We start from the raw sequence: 16,184 nt of genomic DNA, 5'->3' as shown, positions 1-16,184 counted from the left end.
AATGTTCGAACGTTTGCGTGAAGATATCCAGAGCGTTTTCCATCGTGACCCAGCGGCGCGCAATGCCTTTGAAGTGCTGACCTGCTACCCGGGGATGCACGCCATCTGGATCCACCGGCTGTCCGGCGCGTTGTGGAACCTGGGCTGGAAGTGGCTGGCGCGGCTGGTCTCCAACTTCGGACGCTGGCTGACCGGGATCGAGATCCATCCTGGGGCCAAGGTCGGTCGCCGGTTCTTCATCGACCATGGCATGGGCATCGTCATCGGTGAAACCGCCGAGATCGGCGACGACGTGACGCTGTACCAGGGCGTGACCCTCGGCGGTACCAGCTGGAACAAGGGCAAGCGCCACCCGACGCTGGAGGACGGTGTGGTGGTAGGGGCCGGCGCCAAGGTGCTCGGGCCGTTCACCGTGGGCGCTGGGGCGAAAGTCGGTTCCAACGCCGTGGTGACCAAGGCTGTGCCGCCAGGGGCGACCGTGGTCGGTATTCCGGGGCGGATCATCGTCAAGTCCGATGATGAGCAGGACGCCCGCCGCAAGGCCATGGCCGAGAAGATCGGCTTCGATGCCTACGGTGTCGGCGAAGACATGCCCGACCCGGTGGCTCGCGCCATCAATCAACTGCTCGATCACCTGCAGGCCGTCGATGGGCGCCTGGAGGGGATGTGTGGCGCCCTGAAAGACCTGGGCAGTAATTACTGTGCCAAGGACCTGCCGGAGCTGCGCGAGGAAGATTTCGCGTGTGTGAAGGACAAGGATGAAACCCAGGCCAGCTGAAACCTGGCTGGCCTCATCGCGAGCCGGCTCGCTCCCACATTGAATCGTGGCGTTTATGCGATCCCTGTGGGGGCGATGTTCGCGATGAACGATCACGCGGTATCGCTGGTCCCCGGCGATCACCCTTTGCTATCATGCGCCCGCTCTTTCGCGGGTAAACCTGAGTAACCCACTAGGTCTTATACTTGACTTAAATACTCGGGAATTGCATACTCGCCCCCATTCCGAACTCCGTGGTAATTGTCCATGCGACTGACTACAAAAGGCCGATACGCCGTGACCGCGATGCTGGATCTGGCATTGCACGCGCAGCACGGGCCGGTGTCCCTGGCCGATATCTCCGAGCGCCAGGGCATTTCCCTGTCTTATCTGGAGCAGCTGTTCGCCAAGCTGCGCCGCAGCAACCTGGTTTCCAGCGTCCGCGGTCCCGGCGGCGGTTATCAGCTGTCCCGTGACATGCAGGGCATCCAGGTCGCCCAGGTGATCGATGCGGTAAACGAATCGGTCGATGCGACCAAATGCCAGGGCCTTGGCGACTGCCATGGCGGTGATACTTGCCTGACCCACCACTTGTGGTGCGACCTGAGCTTGCAGATCCACGAATTTCTGAGCGGTATCAGCTTGGCTGACCTTGTCACCCGCCGTGAGGTGCAAGAAGTAGCCCAGCGTCAGGACCAGCGCCGTTGCAATGGCAAGGCGCCGCACCTGGACAAGATTGAAGCGTCCGCCGTCGAATGACCGCCACAGAGCAAGCGGAACGCCAGCCAGCCTGATTTAGGAGAGAGTCCATGAAATTGCCGATTTACCTTGATTACTCTGCGACCACCCCGGTTGATCCGCGTGTTGCGCAAAAAATGAGTGAATGCCTGCTGGTCGACGGAAACTTCGGTAATCCGGCGTCCCGCTCCCACGTGTTCGGCTGGAAAGCCGAAGAGTCGGTCGAGAATGCCCGTCGCCAAGTGGCTGACCTGGTCAACGCCGACCCGCGGGAAATCGTCTGGACCTCCGGTGCCACCGAGTCCGACAACCTGGCCATCAAGGGTGTCGCGCATTTCTACCACACCAAGGGCAAGCACCTGATCACCTCCAAGATCGAGCACAAGGCGGTCCTGGATACCACGCGCCAACTGGAGCGTGAAGGCTTCGAAGTCACCTACATCGAGCCCGGTGAAGACGGCCTGATCACCCCGGCCATGGTTGAAGCCGCGTTGCGCGACGACACCATCCTGGTTTCGATCATGCACGTGAACAACGAAATCGGCACCGTCAACGACATCGAAGCCATCGGCGAACTGACCCGCTCCAGGGGCGTGCTGTTCCACGTCGATGCGGCCCAGTCCACCGGCAAGGTCGACATCGACCTGTCCAAGCTCAAAGTCGACCTGATGTCGTTCTCCGCCCACAAGACTTACGGCCCTAAAGGCATCGGCGCGCTGTACGTGAGCCGCAAGCCGCGTGTTCGCCTCGAAGCGACCATGCATGGCGGCGGTCACGAGCGCGGCATGCGTTCCGGCACCCTGGCGACCCACCAGATCGTCGGCATGGGCGAAGCGTTCCGTGTTGCCAAGGAAGACATGGCCGCCGAGAACGTGCGCATCAAGGCCTTGAGCGACCGTTTCTTCAAGCAGGTCGAGCACCTGGAAGAGCTCTACGTCAACGGCAGCATGACCGCCCGCGTCCCGCACAACCTGAACCTGAGCTTCAACTACGTTGAAGGTGAGTCGCTGATCATGGCGCTCAAGGATCTGGCCGTGTCGTCCGGTTCGGCATGCACCTCGGCATCGCTTGAGCCTTCGTATGTACTGCGCGCCCTGGGCCGCAACGACGAACTGGCCCATAGCTCGATCCGCTTCACCTTCGGCCGCTTCACTACCGAAGAAGAAATCGATTACGCCGCGCAGAAAGTCTGCGAGGCTGTGACCAAGCTGCGCGCTCTGTCGCCGCTCTGGGACATGTACAAAGACGGCGTCGACATCTCGAAGATCGAGTGGGCGGCGCACTGAAGAAGTCGCCACCAGAGCGACTCACTGATGAGGATTGAAGCAAATGGCATATAGCGAAAAGGTCATCGACCACTACGAGAACCCGCGTAACGTCGGCAAGATGGACGCGCAGGATCCTGATGTCGGCACCGGCATGGTCGGCGCCCCGGCGTGCGGCGACGTGATGCGCCTGCAGATCAAGGTCAACGAGCAAGGCATCATCGAAGATGCCAAGTTCAAGACCTACGGCTGCGGCTCGGCCATCGCGTCCAGCTCCCTGGCCACCGAGTGGATGAAGGGCAAGACCCTTGATGAAGCTGAAACCATCAAGAACACTCAGCTGGCCGAAGAACTGGCCCTGCCGCCAGTGAAGATCCACTGCTCGGTACTCGCCGAAGACGCCATCAAGGCCGCCGTCCGCGATTACAAGCAGAAGAAAGGCTTGATCTGATCCGCGCACCGGTAAGGAGTTTTCATGGCTATCCAGATGACAGAAGCGGCAGCTAGACATGTGCAGCGTTCCCTCGCGGGACGCGGCAAGGGCGAGGGTATCCGCCTGGGTGTTCGCACCACGGGCTGCTCTGGCCTTGCCTACGTGCTGGAGTTCGTCGACGAAGTCGGCGAAGACGATCAGGTGTTCGAGAGTCACGGTCAGAAAGTGATCATCGACCCGAAGAGCCTGACGTACCTGGACGGCACCGAGCTGGATTTCGTCAAGGAAGGGTTGAACGAAGGCTTCAAGTTCAACAACCCCAACGTGCGCGGTGAATGTGGCTGCGGCGAAAGCTTCAACATCTGAGGCAGCTCGTGGGTACTCCTTGTCATTTTGCGTTATTCCAGTTGCAGCCTGCTTTCCAGCTGGATCTCGATCAGTTGTCTGCGCGTTACCTGGAACTGGCCCGTGGTGTTCATCCGGACCGCTTCGCCGACGCCTCCGAGGCCGAGCAGCGGCGGGCGCTGGAGCAGTCGGCGAACCTCAACGAGGCCTACCAGACGCTCAAGCACCCGGCCAAGCGCGCGCGATATCTGCTCGCCATCAGCGGCCACGAGTTGCCGCTGGAAGTCACTGTTCACGATCCCGAGTTTCTTTTGCAGCAGATGCAATGGCGCGAAGAACTCGAAGACCTGCAGGACAGTGCCGACTTGAGCGGTGTCGCCGCGTTCAAGCGCCGCTTGAAGGACGCCCAGCAAACCCTGAACGAAAGCTTCGCAGCCTGCTGGAACGATGCCGCGCAGCGCGAACAGGCTGAACGCCTGATGCGGCGCATGCAGTTCCTCGACAAGCTCACCTACGAAGTGCGCCAGCTCGAAGAGCGCCTCGACGATTAACCCAGTGCCGCTCCGGTCGCACGCCTGATTACAGATAAGTCCTGATTACGATGGCCCTACTGCAGATCGCCGAACCCGGCCAAAGTCCACAACCCCACCAGCGTCGCCTGGCAGTGGGAATCGACTTGGGTACCACCAATTCCCTGGTCGCTGCCTTGCGCAGCGGCCTTTGCGAACCGCTCGCCGACGAGCAGGGGCGAGTGATCCTGCCGTCTGCCGTGCGTTACCACGCCGACCGCGTCGAAGTCGGCGAGTCGGCCAAGCTGGCTGCCGCGACCGATCCGTTGAACACCATTGTTTCGGTCAAGCGCTTGATGGGTCGTGGTCTGTCCGACGTCAAGCAATTGGGCGATCAACTGCCGTACCGCTTCGTCGGTGGCGAATCCCACATGCCGTTCATCGAGACCGTGCAGGGCCCGAAAAGCCCGGTGGAAGTCTCCGCCGACATCCTCAAGGTCCTGCGCCAGCGCGCCGAAGCGGCGTTGGGTGGTGAGCTGGTGGGTGCGGTCATCACCGTCCCGGCCTATTTCGACGACGCCCAGCGCCAGGCCACCAAGGATGCGGCCAAGCTGGCCGGCCTGAATGTACTGCGTCTGCTCAACGAGCCGACTGCTGCAGCGGTGGCCTACGGTCTGGACCAGCACGCCGAAGGCCTGGTCGCCATCTATGACCTGGGCGGCGGCACCTTCGATATTTCTATCCTGCGCCTGACCGGCGGTGTATTCGAAGTTCTGGCCACCGGCGGCGACAGCGCCTTGGGCGGCGATGACTTCGACCACGCCATTGCCGGCTGGATCATCGAGCATGCAGGCCTGTCCGCTGACCTCGATCCAGGTGCGCAACGCCATCTGTTGCAAACCGCCTGCGCCGCGAAAGAAGCTCTGACCGATGCGGCGAGTGTCGAGGTGGTCTACGGCGAGTGGAAAGCCTCCCTGAATCGCGAAGTCTTCGACGCGCTGATCGAGCCGATGGTCGCCCGTAGCCTCAAGGCCTGCCGCCGCGCCGTGCGGGATTCCGGCGTGGAGCTGGAAGACGTCAAGGCAGTGGTCATGGTAGGTGGTTCGACCCGCGTGCCTCGGGTTCGCGAAGCCGTGGCCCAGGCTTTTGGCCGCCAGCCGTTGACCGAAATCGACCCGGACCAAGTGGTCGCCATCGGTGCCGCGATCCAGGCCGACACCCTGGCCGGCAACAAGCGCGACGGTGGCGAACTGTTACTGCTCGACGTGATTCCTTTGTCCCTGGGCCTGGAAACCATGGGTGGCCTGATGGAGAAGGTGATTCCGCGCAACACCACCATCCCCGTCGCCCGCGCCCAGGACTTCACCACCTATAAAGACGGCCAGTCGGCCATGATGATCCACGTGCTGCAAGGCGAGCGTGAACTGATCAGCGACTGCCGTTCCCTGGCGCGTTTCGAATTGCGCGGTATCCCGGCGATGGTGGCCGGTGCGGCGAAGATCCGAGTGACCTTTCAGGTCGACGCCGATGGTTTGCTCAATGTTTCCGCCCGCGAACTGGCGTCCGGCGTCGAGGCGAGCATCCAGGTCAAGCCGTCCTACGGCCTGACCGACGGCGAAATCGCCCGGATGCTCAAGGATTCCTTCCAGTATGCCGGCGACGACAAGGTAGCCCGCGTGTTGCGCGAGCAGCAAGTCGACGCCCAGCGCCTGATCGAAGCCGTGCAGGGCGCCCTGGAGGCCGACGGCGACCGTCTGCTCGACGCCGAAGAGCGCATGGTCATCGAATTGCAGATGCAGGAATTGTCCGAACTGATCAAAGGCACCGATGGCTATGCCATCGAGCAGCAGACCAAGCGTCTGTCGAGCGTCACCGATGCCTTTGCCGCCCGCCGCCTGGATTCAACGGTCAAAGCCGCCCTGGCGGGGCGTAACCTGAATGAAATCGAGGAGTAATTGATGCCGCAGGTGATTTTTTTGCCCCACGAGAAGTTCTGCCCCGAGGGCATGGTGGTGGAGGCTGAGCCTGGGATATCCATCCTTGATCTGGCCCATGAACACGATATTGAAATGGAAAGCGCCTGTGGCGGTGTCTGCGCCTGCACGACCTGCCATTGCATCATTCGTGAAGGCTTCGATTCGCTGGAAGAAGCGGACGAACTGGAGGAAGATTTCCTCGATCGCGCCTGGGGTCTTGAGGCGCAATCGCGCCTGGGTTGCCAGGCCATCGTCGGTACGGAAGACCTGACCGTCGAGATCCCGAAATATTCGCTTAACCATGCGGCCGAGGCGCCGCATTGATTCAAGGAGCCGTCATGGGCCTGAAATGGGTTGATGTACAAGAGATCGCTATTTTGTTGGCCGAGCGTCACCCGGATACAGATCCCTATTCGGTGAACTTTGTCGCGTTGCGTGACATGGTCATGGCGCTGCCAGAGTTCGAAGATGAGCGCGATCGCGGCGGTGAAAAGGTCCTTGAAGCCATCCAGACGGCCTGGAAAGACGAGCAGGACTGAAGCCTCCCTTACGCAGTTAGGCAATACCCAGGAACCCGCGTATAATTCGCGGGTTTAATTTTTCACACATTACCGATTCTGGAGCTACACCATGGCTGTTCAACGTACTTTCTCCATCATCAAGCCTGACGCCGTTGCTAAAAACGTGATCGGCAAGATCGTTTCCCGCTTCGAAGACGCTGGCCTGCGCGTTGTAGCTTCGAAAATGAAGCAACTGTCCAAGGCCGAAGCCGAAGGCTTCTACGCTGAGCACAGCGAGCGCGGTTTCTTCGGTGAGCTGGTTGCGTTCATGACTTCCGGTCCGGTTGTCGTTCAGGTGCTGGAAGGCGAAAACGCCATCGCTCGCAACCGTGAGCTGATGGGCGCCACCAACCCTAAAGAAGCGGCTGCCGGCACCATCCGCGCCGACTTCGCCGAGTCCATCGACGCCAACGCCGTCCACGGTTCGGACTCCGAAGCCGCTGCTGCTCGCGAAATCGCTTACTTCTTCGCAGCTACTGAAGTAACCACTCGCTAAGCATTGGCTTGAGAGTGAAGGTGAATCCATGACGACATCGACTGTTAAAACCAACCTGCTGGGGCTGACCCAGAAGGAAATGGAAAAATTCTTCGACTCAATCGGGGAGAAGCGTTTCCGTGCCGGCCAGGTGATGAAATGGATTCACCACTTTGGCGTCGACGATTTCGACGCCATGACGAATGTCGGCAAGGCCTTGCGTGAAAAGCTCAAGGCGGTTGCCGAGATTCGCGGCCCCGAAGTGGTCAGCCAGGACATTTCCAGCGACGGCACCCGCAAGTGGGTGGTGCGCGTGGCGTCCGGCAGCTGCGTCGAGACTGTGTATATTCCCCAGGGCAAGCGCGGCACCTTGTGCGTTTCGTCCCAGGCAGGCTGTGCCCTGGATTGCAGTTTCTGCTCCACCGGCAAGCAAGGCTTCAACAGCAACCTCACTGCCGCCGAAGTGATCGGCCAGGTGTGGATTGCCAACAAATCCTTTGGCAGCGTCCCGGCGACCGTCGACCGTGCCATCACCAACGTGGTGATGATGGGCATGGGTGAGCCGCTGCTGAATTTCGACAACGTCGTATCCGCCATGCACCTGATGATGGATGACCTGGGCTATGGCATTTCCAAGCGCCGGGTGACCCTGTCCACGTCGGGCGTGGTGCCGATGATCGATGAGCTGGCCAAGCACATCGACGTCTCCCTGGCGTTGTCGCTGCACGCACCCAATGACGCATTGCGTAATCAATTGGTGCCGATCAACAAGAAGTACCCACTGAAGATGCTGCTGGAGTCGTGCCAGCGCTACATGTCGGCCCTGGGCGAGAAGCGCGTACTGACCATCGAGTACACCCTGCTCAAGGATGTGAACGACAAGGTCGAGCATGCGGTCGAGATGATCGAGCTGCTCAAGGACATCCCGTGCAAGATCAACCTGATCCCGTTCAACCCGTTCCCGCATTCGGGCTATGAGCGTCCGAGCAACAACGCGATCCGGCGCTTCCAGGATCAGCTTCACCACGCTGGCTTCAATGTCACCGTGCGCACCACCCGTGGCGAAGACATCGATGCCGCGTGTGGCCAGTTGGTAGGGCAGGTGCTGGATCGCACCCGTCGCAGTGAGCGCTACATTGCCGTGCGCGAGCTGAACGCCGCCGACGATGTCGTGAACGCGGCGAACCGTCACTAAGAGAGGATCTCTATGTCCCTGCGCTTCGCGCTCGTTTTGCTGTTGTCCGGTCTTTGCACCGGTTGTGTTCTGTCGGGTGACTACAATCCGATGAAAACCAGCAAGGGACGCGATGAAGCACGTGTGGCTTATGTGCAGTTGGGCATCGGCTATTTGCAACAGGGTATGACCGAGCGGGCCAAGGTGCCGCTCAAGAAGGCCCTGGAGCTGGACGATTCCGACGCCGATGCCAACGCAGCCCTGGCCCTGGTGTTTCAGGCCGAGCTGGAGCCGGAACTGGCCGACCAGCATTTTCGCAAGGCGTTGTCGGCTCGTGCGCAGGATGCTCGGATCCTGAACAACTACGGCAGTTTTCTTTACGAGCAGAAGCGTTACAAGGAAGCTTACGAGCGCTTCGAACAGGCCGCCGCCGACACGCTTTATCCGGAGCGCTCGCGGGTTTTCGAGAACCTGGGCATGACCGCCGCGCAACTCGGCCAGCGTGACCTGGCCCGCCAGCAGTTGGAAAAGGCCCTGCGGCTCAACCGCCAGCAGCCGCGGGCATTGCTGGAAATGGCTGAGTTGTCTTACGAAGACAGGCATTATGTGCCCGCGCGCGACTACTACGAGCGGTTTAGCCTGCTCAGCGAGCAAAATGCACGTAGTCTATTGCTCGGTGTCCGGCTGGCCCGTGTATTTGAAGACCGTGACAAAGCCGCAAGCTATGGCCTGCAACTAAAAAGACTCTATCCCGGTACGCCGGAATATCAGCAATACCTGTCGGAGCAATGATGAAAGCGGCGCATCCCGAAGTTGTAGCAGCCTCTCGCGTAAACCCAGGTGAGACCCTGCGTCAGGCCCGTGAAAGCAATGGTTGGTCGCTGGCCCAGGTGGCCGTCAAGCTCAATCTCACGGTGACTTCCCTGAGCAATCTGGAAGCGGGCGCGTTCGACAAGCTGCCGGGGCATACCTTTGCCCGCGGCTACATCCGCGCCTACGCCAAGCTGCTCGATATGGACCAGACGGTCCTGGTCCAGCAATTCGACCAATACACCGGTTCCGATGCCCAGGGCAGCAGCGTGCACAGCCTGGGTCGCATCGAAGAGCCGGTTCGCGTTTCCCACACTATTCTGCGACTGGTCAGCCTGTTGTTGCTGATCGGCGTGATTGGCGGCGGTTTCGTCTGGTGGCAGGATCAAACCGCCCTGCGCACCAAGGAACCAGTGGCCCTGGCCCCTGAGCATGTGGAAGTGGAGGGCGCCGACGGTACCACTCGGATCCATCCGCTGGACGAGCCGGAAGACCAGGCCGTGCTGGAAGGCCAGGCCGAAGGCGAAACCGCGCTCGCGCTGCCGCAGGGGCAGGAAGGTGCCGAAGCCGGTACCGAGCCAGGCGTGCCCGCCGCCCCTGTCGCGCCTGCCGCTGCTCCAACCACACCGACCGCTCCGGCGCCGGCCACCAGCACACCGGTGGTCCCGGCGCCGGCCGCTCCTGCCACCCATGCGCCGACCGCAGCGGCTCCGGCTGCTCCAGCTGCCGCGCCGGCTGCACCAGTGGCTCCCGTGACGCCCGCAGCACCCGCCGCCGGTGAAGGCCAGGTACAGATTCAGTTCACTGCCGATTGCTGGACGCAAATCACCGACGGCAATGGCAAAGTCTTGTTCAGCGGCCTCAAGCGCAAGGGCGACAGCACCTCCGTCAACGGCAAGCCACCGTTTGCCGTGCGCCTGGGCTATGCCCGTGGCGCGCAGGTCAGCTACAACGGCCAGCCGGTCGATGTGGCTCCGTTCACCAGTGGCGAGACTGCTCGCCTGAAGTTGGGTCAATAAGTCATGCACGGCGAATCTCCAATCAAACGTCGCAAATCGCGCAAGATCTGGGTCGGTAACGTGCCCGTGGGCGGCGATGCGCCTATCGCTGTGCAGAGCATGACCAACAGCGACACCAACGATGTGGCCGCCACCGTGGCCCAGATCAATCGCCTGGAAGCCGCCGGTGTCGACATCGTGCGGGTCTCGGTGCCGGACATGGACGCCGCCGAGGCGTTCGGCAAGATCAAGCAGTTGGTCAAGGTGCCGCTGGTAGCCGACATTCATTTCGACTACCGCATCGCCCTGCGCGTGGCCGAGCTGGGTGTGGACTGCCTGCGCATCAACCCGGGCAACATCGGTCGCGAAGACCGTGTGCGTGCGGTGGTGGATGCCGCCCGCGACCGTGGTATTCCGATCCGCATCGGCGTGAACGCCGGATCCCTGGAAAAAGACCTGCAAAAGAAATATGGCGAACCGACCCCGGCGGCGCTGGTAGAGTCGGCGCTGCGCCATGTCGAGCACCTCGAACGCCTGAATTTCCAGGACTTCAAGGTGAGCGTGAAGGCCTCCGACGTGTTCATGGCTGTCGAGGCCTACCGGCTGCTGGCCAAGGAAATCGTCCAGCCGCTGCACCTGGGCATCACCGAAGCCGGTGGGTTGCGCTCGGGTACGGTGAAATCCGCCGTTGGCCTCGGTATGCTGCTCGCCGAAGGGATTGGCGATACCATTCGCATCTCGTTGGCGGCGGATCCGGTCGAGGAAGTGAAAGTCGGCTATGACATTCTCAAGTCCCTGCACCTGCGTTCCCGTGGGATCAACTTCATCGCCTGCCCGAGCTGCTCGCGGCAGAACTTCGATGTGGTCAAGACCATGAACGAGCTGGAAGGGCGTCTCGAAGACCTGCTGGTGCCGCTGGATGTCGCGGTGATCGGTTGCGTGGTCAACGGGCCGGGCGAAGCCAAGGAGGCCCATATCGGCCTGACGGGCGGCACGCCGAACCTGATTTACATCGACGGCAAGCCGTCGCAGAAACTGACGAATGACAATCTGGTGGATGAGCTGGAACGGCTGATCCGCGAGAAAGCGGCCGAAAAGGTCGAAGCCGACGCAGCGCTCATCGCCCGCGGCTGATCGAACGAATTAAGGAATTTTTGTGAGCAAGTCTCTGCAAGCCATTCGTGGCATGAACGACATCCTGCCCGAACAGACGCCGCTGTGGCGCTATTTCGAAGGCACCGTGGCGCGTTTGCTGGATAACTACGGTTACCGACAAATCCGCATGCCGATCGTCGAGTTCACCGAGCTGTTCAAACGCTCCATCGGTGAAGTGACCGACATCGTTGAAAAAGAGATGTACACCTTCGACGACCGCAACGGCGATTCCCTGACCCTGCGCCCCGAAGGCACGGCGGCGTGCGTGCGTGCGGTGCTGGAGCACGGCATCACTGGTGGTGGTCAGGTGCAGAAACTCTGGTACATCGGCCCGATGTTCCGCCACGAACGTCCGCAGAAAGGTCGTTATCGACAGTTCCACCAGATCGGCCTGGAGGTGTTCAACCTCGACGGCCCGGACATCGACGCCGAGCTGATCGTCATGACCTGGCGCCTGTGGGGCGAGCTGGGCCTTCGTGACGCGGTCAAGCTTGAACTCAACAGCCTGGGCACCAGCGAGTCCCGTGGTCGCTACCGTGAAGCACTGGTGGAGTTTCTTTCCGCGCACCTGGACAAGCTCGACGAAGACAGCCAGCGCCGCCTGAAGACCAATCCACTGCGCGTGCTCGACACCAAGAATGCCGACACCCAGGCGGTCCTGGCCGACGCGCCGAAAATGGCCGACTACCTCGACGACGAATCCCGTGCGCACTTCGAAGGGTTGAAGGCGCGCCTGGACGCCGTGGGCATTCCCTACGTAATCAACCCCAAGCTGGTCCGTGGTCTCGACTACTACAGCAAGACCGTCTTCGAATGGGTCACCGACAAGCTCGGGGCCCAGGGCACCGTATGCGCGGGCGGCCGTTACGACGGGCTGGTGGAGCAGATGGGCGGCAAGCCGACCCCGGGCGTGGGCTTTGCCATGGGCATTGAGCGTCTGGTGCTGATGCTGGAGGCGCTGGACAAGGTGCCTGAAGAACTGGCCCGTCAGGTCGACGTCTACCTGTGCGCTTTCGGCGAGGCCGCCGAACTGGCCGCGCTGGCGTTGAGCGAGCGGGTGCGCGATCAGTTGCCCAACCTGCGCCTGCAGATCAACGCCGGCGCCGGCAGTTTCAAGAGCCAGTTCAAGAAAGCCGACAAGAGCGGTGCGCTGTATGCACTGATCCTGGGTGACGACGAACTGGCCCAACAAGTGGTAGGTTTCAAACCCCTGCGTGGCCAGGGCGAACAACAAAGTATTGCCTGGGATGCGCTCGCCGCACACCTGGCCACCTGCGTCGTGCAGGGTTGAAGCTGTTAAACAGCCGATTTAGCGATTAAGGAGTATTGGGGTGTCGAGTACCGAAGATGAACAGCTGGCGGATTTGAAGGACTGGTGGACGCGCAACGGCAAGCCGCTGGTCACTGGCGGCCTGTTGGCGCTGGTCATCGTGTTCGGCTGGCAGGCCTACCAGAAATACCAGAGCAACCAGTCGCAAGGCGCCTCGATGCTCTATCAGCAACTGTTGGAAACTACCCTGACCCCGGACGGCAAGCCTGATGCGGCGCGTGTGGCGGACCTGGCCGGCAAGCTGGACAAGGAGTTCGGCGGTAGCGCCTACGCCCAGTACGGTCGCCTGTTCGTGGCCAAGGTCGCCGTGGACAGCGGCAAGCTGGACGACGCGGCCAGCGAGCTCAAGGGCATCGTCGACAAACCGGCCAACCCGACCCTGGGCGAAGTGGCGCGTCAGCGCCTGGCACAGGTGCTGGCGGCGCAGAACAAGACCGAAGATGCACTGAAGCTGCTCGAAGGCGATGCCGACAAGGCGTTCCTGGCGACCCGCGAAGAGCTCAAGGGCGACCTGCTGGTACAGCTGGGCCGTGCCGACGAGGCCCATGCGGCCTACCAAAAAGCCAAGGCTGCGCTGTCGGATGAAGCGGCGGTCGGTGGCTTGCAAATCAAGCTGGACGACCTGGCCAAAGGGGATGCATGACGTGATCCGTTGGAAACATGCAGCATTGCTGGCCCTGGCCATTCTGGCCGCGGGTTGCAGCAGCAACAGCAAGAAAGAACTGCCTCCGGCCGAACTGACCGATTTCAAAGAAGAAGTCGTGCTGCAGAAGCAATGGAGCCGTTCCATCGGCGAAGGCCAGGGCGAAACCTACAACATGCTGGTGCCGGCCATCGACGGCGACACCATCTATGCCGGTGACGTCACCGGCGTGGTCATGGCGATGGATCGCGGCAATGGCGACGTGAAATGGAAGCAGGATCTTGAACTGCCAGTGTCCGGCGCCGTGGGCGTGGGTTATGGGCTGGTTATGATCGGCACGCTCAAGGGCGAGATCGTGGCCCTCGACGCCAGCAATGGCGAAGAAAAGTGGCGTTCCCGTGTGACCAGTGAGGTGCTTGCACCGCCCGCCACCAACGGTGACGTGGTGGTGGTCCAGACCCAGGACGACCGTCTGATCGGCCTGGATGCCGCCACCGGCAACCAGCGCTGGGTATATGACAGCACTCCGGCGGTGCTGACCCTGCGTGGCACCAGCGCGCCGATCGTCACCAACCGTCTCGCGGTCGCGGGCTTGTCCACCGGTAAAGTGGTTGCCCTGGATGTGTCCAACGGCGTGCCGGTGTGGGAGCAACGTGTCGCGATCCCGCAAGGTCGTTCGGAGCTGGAGCGCGTGGTCGACATCGATGGCGGCCTGCTGCTGTCCGGCGGCACGTTGTACGTCGCCAGCTACCAGGGCCGCGTCGCCGCACTGGACCTGGAAAGCGGTCGCCCGCTGTGGCAGCGCGACGCGTCCAGTTACGCCGGCGTCGCCCAGGGTTTCGGTAGCGTCTACGTGAGCCTGGCCTCGGGCACCGTCGAGGGCGTCGACGAGCGTTCCACCACCGCGCTGTGGAGCAACGATTCCCTGGCCCGTCGTCAACTGTCGGCCCCGGAAGTGTTCTCCAGCTACGTTGCTGTGGGTGACCTGGAAGGTTACCTGCACCTGCTCAGTCAAGTGGACGGTCGCTTCGTCGGTCGCGAGCGTATCGACAGCGACGGCTTGCGTGCCCGTCCGCTGGTGGCGGGCAACATGATCTATGTGTATGGCAACAGCGGCAAACTGGAAGCCCTGACCATCAAGTAAGACTATGCTTGGGCTGACCCCCAAGCGGCTTGTTCCATTGTGGGAGCGAGCCTGCTCGCGAAAGCGGTGTATCAGACGTGTATGCGTGAACTGACCCACCGCTTTCGCGAACAAGCCCGCTCCCACAGGACTGCCTCCGAGCACCAGCCGCTGCCTCGCAGCGGCTTTTGTATTTTCTGAAATAACGAAGTGGAGAGCCGCATGGTTCCCGTAATCGCCTTGGTGGGCCGACCTAACGTCGGCAAGTCCACCTTGTTCAACCGCCTGACCAGGACTCGCGACGCCATCGTCGGCGACTTGTCCGGTCTGACCCGTGATCGCCAATACGGTGAGGCCAAGTGGCAAGGGCGTACCTATATTCTGGTCGACACCGGCGGCATCTCCGGTGATGAACACGGCATGGACGAAAAGATGGCCGAGCAATCGCTGCTCGCCATCGAAGAAGCCGATGTGGTGCTGTTCCTGGTGGACGCGAAGGCCGGTTTTACCGCCGCCGACCAGATGATCGCCGAGCATTTGCGCAAACGTAACAAGCGCTCCCACGTGGTCGCCAACAAGGTCGACAACATCGACCCGGACATGGCCCGCGCCGAGTTCGCACCACTGGGCATGGGCCAGGCGATCCCGATCGCCGGTGCACACGGCCGTGGTATCAGCCAGTTGCTGGAAATCGCCCTGGCGGATTTCCCGAAAGACGATAACGACGAGCCGGAAGAGGGCGAAGAAGAAATCGTCGCCGAAGGCGAGGAAGCCAAGCGCATTCCGGGTCCGAGCGAAAAAGACGGGATCAAGATCGCCATCATCGGCCGCCCGAACGTGGGCAAGTCGACGCTGGTCAACCGCATGCTCGGTGAAGACCGGGTCATTGTGTACGACCAGCCTGGCACCACCCGTGACAGCATCTACATCCCGTTCGAGCGCAACGAAGAGAAGTACACGCTGATCGACACCGCTGGCGTGCGCAAGCGCGGCAAGATCCACGAAGAAGTCGAGAAGTTCTCCGTGGTCAAGACGTTGCAGGCGATCAAGGACGCCAACGTGGTGATCTTCGTGATGGACGCCCGCGAAGGCGTGGTCGACCACGACCTGAACCTGCTGGGCTTCGCCTTGGAAGCCGGGCGTGCGCTGGTGATCGCGATCAACAAGTGGGACGGCATGACCCCGAGCGAGCGGGATTTCGTGAAGGTCGAATTGCAGCGCCGGCTGTTTTTCGTCGACTTCGCCGACATCCACTTCATCTCGGCCTTGCACGGCACGGGCGTGGGCAACCTCTACGCCTCGGTGCAGAACTCGTTCAAGTCGGCGGTGACCCGCTGGCCGACCAACCGCCTGACCCAGATCCTCGAGGACGCGGTCAGCGAGCACGCGCCACCGATGGTCAACAACCGCCGGATCAAGCTGCGCTACGCCCACTTGGGCGGTGCCAACCCGCCGATCATCGTGATCCACGGTAACCAGATCGAGAAGGTGCCCAAGTCGTACGTCCGTTACCTGGAAAACACCTATCGCCGCGTCCTGAAGCTGGTCGGCACGCCGATTCGCATCGAGTTCAAGGGCGGCGAGAACCCGTACGAAGGCAACAAGAACACGCTCACCGACCGCCAGGTCAACAAGAAGCGCCGCTTGATGTCGCACCACAAGAAGGCCGACAAGAAGCGCCGGGACAAGCGCTGAGTCGCCGGCGATTTGAGAGCTTTATGTGGCGAGGGAGCTTGCTCCCGCTGGGTTGCGAAGCAACCCCAAGATGTATCTGCCATCGCAGTGCGTCAGGCAGAACCCAAGGGGCTGCTGCGCAGCCCAGCGGGAGCAAGCTCCCTCGCCACGGTTGTCTGGATAGATAAAAGGGTGCCCACCGAGGCACCCTTTTTCATG

Annotated in this window: 18 protein-coding genes; all 18 read left to right on the top strand. The window is 61.6% G+C overall.

Going from position 1 to position 16,184, the window contains the following annotated elements; translation table 11 throughout:
• Nucleotide 1: 1 nt before the first annotated feature.
• Entirely contained in the window at nucleotides 2-778 is a 777-nt protein-coding gene (gene cysE, locus ACLEJR_RS08130; RefSeq protein ID WP_207966500.1) for a serine O-acetyltransferase, read from the top strand.
• Nucleotides 779-1,024: 246 nt separating this feature from the next.
• A complete protein-coding gene (gene iscR / locus ACLEJR_RS08125) occupies nucleotides 1,025-1,516 on the top strand; it encodes a Fe-S cluster assembly transcriptional regulator IscR (RefSeq protein ID WP_024777044.1) in 492 nt (163 codons plus the stop codon).
• 50 nt (nucleotides 1,517-1,566) lie between these two features.
• Nucleotides 1,567-2,781: an IscS subfamily cysteine desulfurase gene (locus ACLEJR_RS08120; RefSeq protein ID WP_024777045.1), complete on the top strand. Its 1,215-nt coding sequence runs from the start codon at nucleotides 1,567-1,569 to the stop codon at nucleotides 2,779-2,781.
• Nucleotides 2,782-2,824: 43 nt separating this feature from the next.
• Nucleotides 2,825-3,211, top strand: coding sequence for a Fe-S cluster assembly scaffold IscU (gene iscU / locus ACLEJR_RS08115; protein ID WP_003185157.1), 387 nt, complete (start codon nucleotides 2,825-2,827; stop codon nucleotides 3,209-3,211).
• Between the two features lie 24 nt (nucleotides 3,212-3,235).
• Nucleotides 3,236-3,559 (top strand): iron-sulfur cluster assembly protein IscA, encoded by a 324-nt coding sequence (gene iscA, locus ACLEJR_RS08110; protein WP_047702172.1) that lies wholly within the window; start codon nucleotides 3,236-3,238, stop codon nucleotides 3,557-3,559.
• 8 nt (nucleotides 3,560-3,567) lie between these two features.
• Complete coding sequence (gene hscB, locus ACLEJR_RS08105) at nucleotides 3,568-4,089, top strand: co-chaperone HscB (RefSeq protein ID WP_440791419.1); 522 nt, start codon at nucleotides 3,568-3,570, stop codon at nucleotides 4,087-4,089.
• Nucleotides 4,090-4,139: 50 nt separating this feature from the next.
• On the top strand, nucleotides 4,140-6,002 hold the full coding sequence (gene hscA / locus ACLEJR_RS08100) for a Fe-S protein assembly chaperone HscA (protein WP_440813190.1): 1,863 nt from the start codon (nucleotides 4,140-4,142) through the stop codon (nucleotides 6,000-6,002).
• 3 nt (nucleotides 6,003-6,005) lie between these two features.
• Nucleotides 6,006-6,347, top strand: a complete 342-nt coding sequence (gene fdx, locus ACLEJR_RS08095) for an ISC system 2Fe-2S type ferredoxin (RefSeq protein ID WP_440791416.1) — start codon at nucleotides 6,006-6,008, stop codon at nucleotides 6,345-6,347.
• Nucleotides 6,348-6,361: 14 nt separating this feature from the next.
• Entirely contained in the window at nucleotides 6,362-6,562 is a 201-nt protein-coding gene (gene iscX / locus ACLEJR_RS08090) for a Fe-S cluster assembly protein IscX (protein WP_440813188.1), read from the top strand.
• Between the two features lie 91 nt (nucleotides 6,563-6,653).
• Nucleotides 6,654-7,079 (top strand): nucleoside-diphosphate kinase, encoded by a 426-nt coding sequence (gene ndk, locus ACLEJR_RS08085; protein WP_245144937.1) that lies wholly within the window; start codon nucleotides 6,654-6,656, stop codon nucleotides 7,077-7,079.
• A 28-nt stretch (nucleotides 7,080-7,107) separates the two neighbouring features.
• Entirely contained in the window at nucleotides 7,108-8,253 is a 1,146-nt protein-coding gene (gene rlmN, locus ACLEJR_RS08080; RefSeq protein WP_440791412.1) for a 23S rRNA (adenine(2503)-C(2))-methyltransferase RlmN, read from the top strand.
• Between the two features lie 12 nt (nucleotides 8,254-8,265).
• On the top strand, nucleotides 8,266-9,024 hold the full coding sequence (gene pilW, locus ACLEJR_RS08075) for a type IV pilus biogenesis/stability protein PilW (RefSeq protein ID WP_440813186.1): 759 nt from the start codon (nucleotides 8,266-8,268) through the stop codon (nucleotides 9,022-9,024).
• Entirely contained in the window at nucleotides 9,024-10,061 is a 1,038-nt protein-coding gene (locus ACLEJR_RS08070; protein WP_440791408.1) for a RodZ domain-containing protein, read from the top strand. The genes pilW and ACLEJR_RS08070 overlap by 1 nt, the downstream gene beginning before the upstream one ends.
• A gap of 3 nt (nucleotides 10,062-10,064) precedes the next feature.
• Nucleotides 10,065-11,174, top strand: a complete 1,110-nt coding sequence (ispG, locus tag ACLEJR_RS08065; RefSeq protein WP_440813184.1) for a flavodoxin-dependent (E)-4-hydroxy-3-methylbut-2-enyl-diphosphate synthase — start codon at nucleotides 10,065-10,067, stop codon at nucleotides 11,172-11,174.
• Nucleotides 11,175-11,196: 22 nt separating this feature from the next.
• Nucleotides 11,197-12,486, top strand: a complete 1,290-nt coding sequence (gene hisS / locus ACLEJR_RS08060; RefSeq protein WP_440813182.1) for a histidine--tRNA ligase — start codon at nucleotides 11,197-11,199, stop codon at nucleotides 12,484-12,486.
• Nucleotides 12,487-12,526: 40 nt separating this feature from the next.
• Nucleotides 12,527-13,168 (top strand): YfgM family protein, encoded by a 642-nt coding sequence (locus tag ACLEJR_RS08055; RefSeq protein WP_440791404.1) that lies wholly within the window; start codon nucleotides 12,527-12,529, stop codon nucleotides 13,166-13,168.
• Nucleotides 13,161-14,312 carry an outer membrane protein assembly factor BamB gene (gene bamB, locus ACLEJR_RS08050; protein ID WP_440791402.1) on the top strand — a complete coding sequence of 384 codons (1,152 nt, stop codon included), beginning with the start codon at nucleotides 13,161-13,163 and terminating at the stop codon, nucleotides 14,310-14,312. Before ACLEJR_RS08055 ends, bamB begins: the two co-directional genes overlap by 8 nt.
• A 201-nt stretch (nucleotides 14,313-14,513) precedes the next feature.
• Nucleotides 14,514-15,986: a ribosome biogenesis GTPase Der gene (der, locus tag ACLEJR_RS08045; protein ID WP_440791400.1), complete on the top strand. Its 1,473-nt coding sequence runs from the start codon at nucleotides 14,514-14,516 to the stop codon at nucleotides 15,984-15,986.
• Nucleotides 15,987-16,184 lie beyond the last annotated feature (198 nt).

The sequence above is a fragment of the Pseudomonas sp. SMN5 genome (assembly GCF_052041925.1).
Classification (GTDB): domain Bacteria; phylum Pseudomonadota; class Gammaproteobacteria; order Pseudomonadales; family Pseudomonadaceae; genus Aquipseudomonas.
This window is presented reverse-complemented; position numbering and strand designations above follow the sequence as displayed.